Source organism: Methanohalophilus sp. DAL1 (genome assembly GCF_001683555.1).
Classification (GTDB): Archaea; Halobacteriota; Methanosarcinia; order Methanosarcinales; family Methanosarcinaceae; genus Methanohalophilus; species Methanohalophilus euhalobius.
On the sequence record NZ_MAFX01000046.1, the window covers coordinates 1 to 6,561 of the forward strand.

Genomic DNA, 6,561 nt, shown 5'->3' on the forward strand with positions numbered 1-6,561 from the left:
CAAATCTGCCGTTTTCCAGCTTGTTGGCTTCCTTTACAACCGAAGAAGCACTTTGTGTACTCAGCACACCCGGTATCGAAGACGACATCTTTTCCAGACGATCGAGCGCTTCCAGCAAAGCCCTGTCCCTTACATCACCCCCTTCCACCATAACAACGATGGCTTCCTTACTAAAAAGACTCAGGTAAAGATGATCATAATTCTGGTACAGCTGCGAATCTTTATCCACAAATGTTTCTGTACCCGATTCCATCTTGATCAGCTGAGCACCTTCAAATGAAACAAGAACAAGTAACATTGCAATTATCACAATGGCAATCGAATGATCCTCAACGAAAATACCCAGTTTCTCAAAGATGTTTTTAATAGGGAAACACTCCTTTTAATTTATAGAGATATATTTATATACGCAAATATGCTGTATATTTTGTATACGAGTACTTGACTACATATTGGGGCTGATTCATGTAATTCTTCTATATATAACTTATTCATTACCCACAAAAAAATTCATTTTTATCAATTATTTTAAGTATTTAAAGCATTGTCAGCTATTTTTCGTTCCAGATTTACTACCGAACGCATACTTTGCAGCATTTCGTCAATTTCATCCTCTTCAAGCCCTTCAAGCATGACATCGACTAATTTCTCCACACAGCCTTCAAGAACATCTATATACCTGTAACCAGAGGAGGTTAGTGAGACCCATATTTTTCTCCGATCCATAGGATCTGCTGTCCTTTTTACCAGACCCTCCTTCTCAAGAGAATCAATAATGCTTGTCACACTGCTTTTTTTCAGGTTCAGGAACCTGGCCAGGGTAGAAGGCATCATCTCCTTTTCCCGGCCGAGAATAAGGATTGCATGATTGCGATTTTTCAAATATGGTAACGGCTCGGACTTGTCATCAAAAACTTTTTCCACAGCACCATAAATAAGTTTTCTGGATAAGATATCGTATTCCAGTTTCAGTGCTGCAAGTTCTTTCATAGATGAATGAGCATCTTCCAATTAACAACAACTCCACAGCATATTTCATATTCCAAATAGTCAATTTATCGAACAAATAGGATAATGAAATATAAATTTAACCCCTGGATAATTTACAGAATAGAGAATGTCCTGGCAAGCGTAGAAAATGATGAGAAACTGTAAATGAACTGGGAGAGGGATACAAGCAGAATCCCTCCCGTTTGGAGTGAGTGCTACAAACCAATTTTAACATATATACTTGTCGCGTAGGAAGACCCTAGATTAAAATTATTTGAACTGAAAAGAAAAAAGAACTTATTGATAAGTTAAAAACCGATAATTATAAAAAATATATAAATAGTATAGATCATTGGTGCCAGCAAACTGACATCGTATAACCTGAAGAAACATTTTCTTTTTACTCGGGTATGTTCGGGATTTCCGTTAATTCACCCCGATGGTTCCTGAGAATATATTTTTCCTCATCTTTATCTACCATATAATAATCCGGCATCAAAGGAATTTTACCAACGTTGGTTGCAATTACATACATTGGCTGAGCAAGTCCTGTTGTGTGCCCACGCAGACCATCGCGTATCAATTCCGCACCTTTTTCTACCGGAGTACGGAAATGATCGATTCCCGGTGCAGGTTCACAGTAGAACAGATAATATGGCCTGATTCTTGCAGTCAATAATTTCTGATGCAAATCCCTTATGGTTTGCACATCATCATTTATGCCTTTCAGCAATACGGCCTGATTACCTACGTTAACACCTGCAGATACAAGATCATAGACCGCACGTTTTGTTTTATCAGTAATCTCTTTGGGATGATTGCACTGGGTATTCAGCCAAATTGGTACATCATGATATCCACCCAGTATCCTTTTCAGATTATCAGTAATCCTGTGAGGCAAAACTATAGGCAAACGTGAGCCAATACGAATCATCTCAACATGGGGAATATCCCGAAGACTTCCAATAATATATTCAATCTTTTCATCCGATAAAAGAAGCGGATCCCCACCAGTTATCAGAACATCCCGAACCTCAGGATGCTGGCGAATCCATTCAATACCATCGTCCACATTAAAATCCAGTTTCAGATCATGATTCACAACCAGTTCTTTCCTGAAACAATGGCGACAATAGATACCACATTTCTGGAAAACCGTAAATGCGACCCTGTCCTTATACTGCCTGGCTATACTATCAGGGCGTACTTCATCGGTGGCCCTGTTTTCTTTCCAGACAAGGTAATCTTTCATCCCATACCTGTTATGAGTTTCCTGAAGGGATGGGACAATCTGTTTCCTGATTGGACACTCCGGATCATCCTTGTCCATAAGGGAAGCAAAATAAGGTGTAGTACCCCAGTGTGTATCAAGGGTTTTTATGGCTTCCCTTTCAGATTCAGTCAGATTGATTATTTCTTCGAGCTTTTCAAGAGAGTTAATTTGATTAGTAATTTGATCTTTCCATTCTTCACTCATTATAGTGAATACTCCTTATCAAGAGATAATAGTCATAAAATATATTGTTTATGGTAGATATTTGTAAATAGAGCAAAGTTGTATTGCTCAAATCCAGACAAAAAAACACATCCAGACAAGCCCAAAAAGGTGTCTAATTAAAAACTGATTGTGTGAATGGATGGAAAAAACGCTCCATCCCTGCAACACATTAAGTGAAAATTATTTCAGATAACCTTTTTTCTGAAGCCAGGCGACTTCCTGTCTTCTGTATTTCCAGACGACATCGGCTTTTGAATCCTGAATGTCCCAAGGTACTGCAAGGACCACGTCACCTTCCCGTATTCTCATACGTCTTTTACGGGAACCGGGAATTCTTCCCATTCTTACAACACCATCCATACATTGAAGATCAAGCCTTTTGCCTCCAAGCATCCTGGTTACTGTAGCAACAATCTCATTCCTGTCCTTACGCGGAGTACGGACTTTAGTAAATTGTGCACCCTCGTTCTGCTGTTTATTCTTATTCTTTTTTTTATTATAGTTGTTATAAGCCAGATTGATACCTCATTTAGATTTTATGAAGGAATTTTATTTTAGTAATCAGAAGGCGGAATTAATACAAATTATCCCCAAAACAAAACCAATTCCTGATAATAAATTATGCAATCACAACGTTGCTCTATATGCATTCAACATATTTAAACCCAATTGAACAGAGCAAAATAAAAGTTAAAAGATATTAACTAGTTGTAATTGTAAAAGAGTAATTAAACCAATAACTATAGAACCACATTAAACGTACATTTGCAATATATTCTTTGCACTTGAAGCAGTGGTTAACAGAAAGTAAAGATTAACGTTAATCCTATTTTCCATTATCCCGTCTAATCCGACCCGATATCATACATATTGGTACATTCTAAAACCGACATCTGTTAGTAACCAGAAGTACAATATTACTTGATAGGAGGAATTCCATGAACAACGATAGGGAAATTTTCTGGGAAAAACAATCCTTTGTAGTAATAACTGACAATACTAAACCAGCAATGAAATACACTATAGATGAACTCAATAATAGAGGTAAAGAAGTGTACGTTTTTGATTTATCAGCTAACCCCGATAAAGGAGACATAAAAAGTATTGATGACATACCAGATAATGTAGAAAATGCTGTACTGGGAATCACAACCTCCGATCCAGCAGACTTTGTGCAGGCTCTCAAAAAAAAAGGATGTTCTAATTTCTGGATACACTGGCGTACCGAAACTCCAGAAATTGAGGAGATGAGGGACCCTGGTATACAGATAATCAAGGGAAAGTGCCCCATGATGTACCTGGGGAAGGATTTCAGCATCCATGGCCTGCACAGATCAATTGCTAAATTTACAGGAAAATACTGAATAAAACATAGACATTATTTCGTAATAATTACTTAAGCTATTCAGACAAAAGTCTATGCAAGGGGAATGTCAATGGATAAAGAAGACAAAACCATTATAAGAGTATCAAAAGACGGACCATACATTGTAAGCAATCTAAAAACCCTGCGTAATTCAAAAGGGGTATTCATTGAAACAAAGCCCACCATGGCAATGTGCAGATGTGGAGGGTCCGCAAGCAAGCCTTTTTGCGATGGCACACACATGAAGAACGATTTTTCAGGGGAAAAGAAAGAAGACCGCGTTCCTGACAAAATGGATACTTACAAAGGAAAATCAATCACGATCCATGACAACCGTGGTGTATGTTCCCACAGGGGTCACTGTACAGATAATTTGCCTTCGGTTTTCAGAAGAGGCGTTGAACCCTGGATAGACCCTGACGGCGCAGATCCAGAAGAGATTGCGAGGGTTATCAGGATGTGCCCATCCGGAGCATTGAGCTACACAATGGATGGACAGCTGCACAAAGATTACCCTCATGATGCGGAAGTATTCGTCGGGAAGGACAATGCCTATAATGTGGTGGGAAATATTGAACTTGAGGATACTGATGGATCTGAACCTGAGACCCAGGACCACTATTGCCTGTGCAGATGCGGGGGCTCCAAAAACAAACCATTCTGCGATGGAAGTCACCGGTACATTGAATTCGAGGATGAGAAAAACTGAAACTCCTGTACATCTGGTGAAAAAGCACAATAGAAAATCGGTTGGTCATACAGGAAAACACCGATTATTATTTCTTACTTTTTTTGGAAAACTATCATGATCGATGTGACCTAATAGTGGTTCGAGATTACCGAGAAGATAGAGAAAGGCATATGAAAAATATGTGTAAAAAGGGGTAAACCTATATACCCGAATGTCGATTTTTATTCCGGTGTCGTCTACAAATAGCTTGACACCCTCCCAAACTTGCAACGGCAGTTTTTGCCACTGGAAGGATATCGGGCTGACTTTGCACATTGTCTCGAACAATATTCAGATAACAGATTGATAAGACCACGCGCAAATTCGTTTAACGAATTTATATTTACAGGTGCCAATTATGGATAATAATTCAATTTCTTTTAAAGCAAGAGATACTCTTGATACCAGGGGTAAGAAAAGTACCATATACCGTCTGGATAAACTTGAGGAAAATGGCCTTTGCAAAATTACTTCTCTTCCCTATTCCATCCGGGTATTACTGGAAAATCTGGTAAGGAATACAGATGGCAAGGTTGTAACCGAAGAGGATGTAAAAAACCTTGCAGGCTGGAAACCCGGCAATGTACCAAAAACAGACATCCCATATATTCCTTCAAGGGTAATCCTGCAGGATTTTACAGGCGTACCTGCGGTTGTGGATATTGCCGCAATGAGGTCTGCAATGAAAAAACTTGGTGGAAATCCGGAAGAAATTAACCCTGTAATTCCTGCAGATCTTATTATAGACCACTCAGTACAGGTCGATTGTTACGGCACTTCCTATGCAAGAAACTGTAATGAGAAACATGAGTTCCAGAGAAACAGGGAACGTTACGAACTGCTGCACTGGGCACAGAATGCCTTTGACAATTTCAACGTAGTACCTCCGGGAAGCGGCATAATCCACCAGGTAAACCTTGAACACCTGGCAAATGTGGTACATCTGCGGGAAGAAAACGGCGAAACTGTCGCCTATCCCGATACTCTTGTAGGAACCGATTCCCATACAACAATGATCAATGGTCTGGGTGTCCTGGGATGGGGTGTCGGTGGGATCGAGGCCGAAGCGGTTATGCTTGGCCAGCCCTACTATATGCCAATACCTGAAGTTGTGGGTTTTGAACTAAGAGGAGAACTGAAAGAAGGAATCACAGCCACAGATCTTGTACTCACAGTAACCCAGATGCTCAGGGAACACGGTGTTGTAGGTAAATTCGTGGAATTCTATGGTCCCGGTTACAGGAAACTTTCCCTGCCTGACAGGGCAATCCTTGCCAACATGGGTCCGGAATACGGCGCAACAATGGGATTTTGCCCTGTTGACGAAGTTACACTGGATTACATGCGCATGACCGGACGCAGTGAAGAACATGTGAACATGGTTTTCCAATATTGCAAGAAGCAGGGCTTGTTTGCAGAACGTGATGCACCGGTTCCGGAATATACATCCACTCTTGGACTTGATATGGGTACGGTGCAGCCCTCCCTTGCAGGTCCGAAAAGACCACAGGACCGCATTGTGCTCAGTGATATGTCCGCAGTTTTCCACAGGACAATGAAGGATGTATACTCCCTGAAGAAGGGAACTGAAGACTTCGAGACCGATCCGGATTACAATCGCTGGCTTGAAGAGGGGGGTTATAATGTTGTGGAGAAAATCCATCCCGACCACAGCGGGATCATGAAGATCAAATGTGAAGGAGAAGAAGCCGACCTAAACCATGGTTCTGTTGCCATTGCTTCCATCACATCCTGTACCAATACCTCAAATCCTTCAGTGCTTATCGGTGCCGGACTGGTTGCGAAAAAGGCAGTTGAAAGAGGGCTTAAGGCCAAACAATTTGTGAAAACCAGTTTTGGACCCGGATCAAAAGCGGTAATGAACTATCTGGAAGCAGCCGGCCTTGTACCTTATTTGGAAGCCCTGGGATTCCACCTTGTGGGCTACGGCTGTCTCACATGTATTGGGAACAGTGG

Annotated in this window: 6 protein-coding genes and 1 pseudogene; 3 read left to right on the forward strand and 4 right to left on the reverse strand. The window is 40.7% G+C overall.

Features of this window, described 5'->3' with window-relative positions; genetic code table 11:
• The 4 genes and pseudogenes from A9957_RS08320 to eif1A form a co-directional block, all read right to left on the reverse strand.
• Nucleotides 1-298 (reverse strand): annotated as a pseudogene (locus A9957_RS08320) (RND family transporter); the annotation flags it as partial.
• 230 nt (nucleotides 299-528) lie between these two features.
• Nucleotides 529-1,011, reverse strand: coding sequence for a MarR family winged helix-turn-helix transcriptional regulator (locus A9957_RS08325; protein ID WP_292343527.1), 483 nt, complete (start codon nucleotides 1,009-1,011; stop codon nucleotides 529-531).
• Nucleotides 1,012-1,390: 379 nt separating this feature from the next.
• Entirely contained in the window at nucleotides 1,391-2,467 is a 1,077-nt protein-coding gene (locus A9957_RS08330; protein WP_096713020.1) for a KamA family radical SAM protein, read from the reverse strand.
• Nucleotides 2,468-2,668: 201 nt separating this feature from the next.
• Complete coding sequence (gene eif1A, locus A9957_RS08335; RefSeq protein ID WP_096713019.1) at nucleotides 2,669-3,004, reverse strand: translation initiation factor eIF-1A; 336 nt, start codon at nucleotides 3,002-3,004, stop codon at nucleotides 2,669-2,671.
• Between the two features lie 422 nt (nucleotides 3,005-3,426).
• On the opposite strand from eif1A, the gene A9957_RS08340 reads away from it, so the two are divergent.
• From A9957_RS08340 to acnA, 3 genes are all read left to right on the forward strand, one after another.
• Nucleotides 3,427-3,852, forward strand: a complete 426-nt coding sequence (locus A9957_RS08340; RefSeq protein WP_096713018.1) for a hypothetical protein — start codon at nucleotides 3,427-3,429, stop codon at nucleotides 3,850-3,852.
• 72 nt (nucleotides 3,853-3,924) lie between these two features.
• Nucleotides 3,925-4,563, forward strand: coding sequence for a CDGSH iron-sulfur domain-containing protein (locus A9957_RS08345; RefSeq protein WP_105460999.1), 639 nt, complete (start codon nucleotides 3,925-3,927; stop codon nucleotides 4,561-4,563).
• Between the two features lie 379 nt (nucleotides 4,564-4,942).
• Nucleotides 4,943-6,561: aconitate hydratase AcnA (gene acnA / locus A9957_RS08350; RefSeq protein ID WP_292343875.1), on the forward strand; the 1,619-nt coding region annotated here is incomplete at its 3' end.

Bases quoted from the DNA above. Each gene is read 5' to 3' on its own strand.
- A9957_RS08330 (WP_096713020.1), bottom strand. From the start codon at position 2,467: ATGAGTGAAGAATGGAAAGATCAAATTACTAATCAAATTAACTCTCTT.
- A9957_RS08340 (WP_096713018.1), top strand. From the start codon at position 3,427: ATGAACAACGATAGGGAAATTTTCTGGGAAAAACAATCCTTTGTAGTA.
- A9957_RS08345 (WP_105460999.1), top strand. From the start codon at position 3,925: ATGGATAAAGAAGACAAAACCATTATAAGAGTATCAAAAGACGGACCA.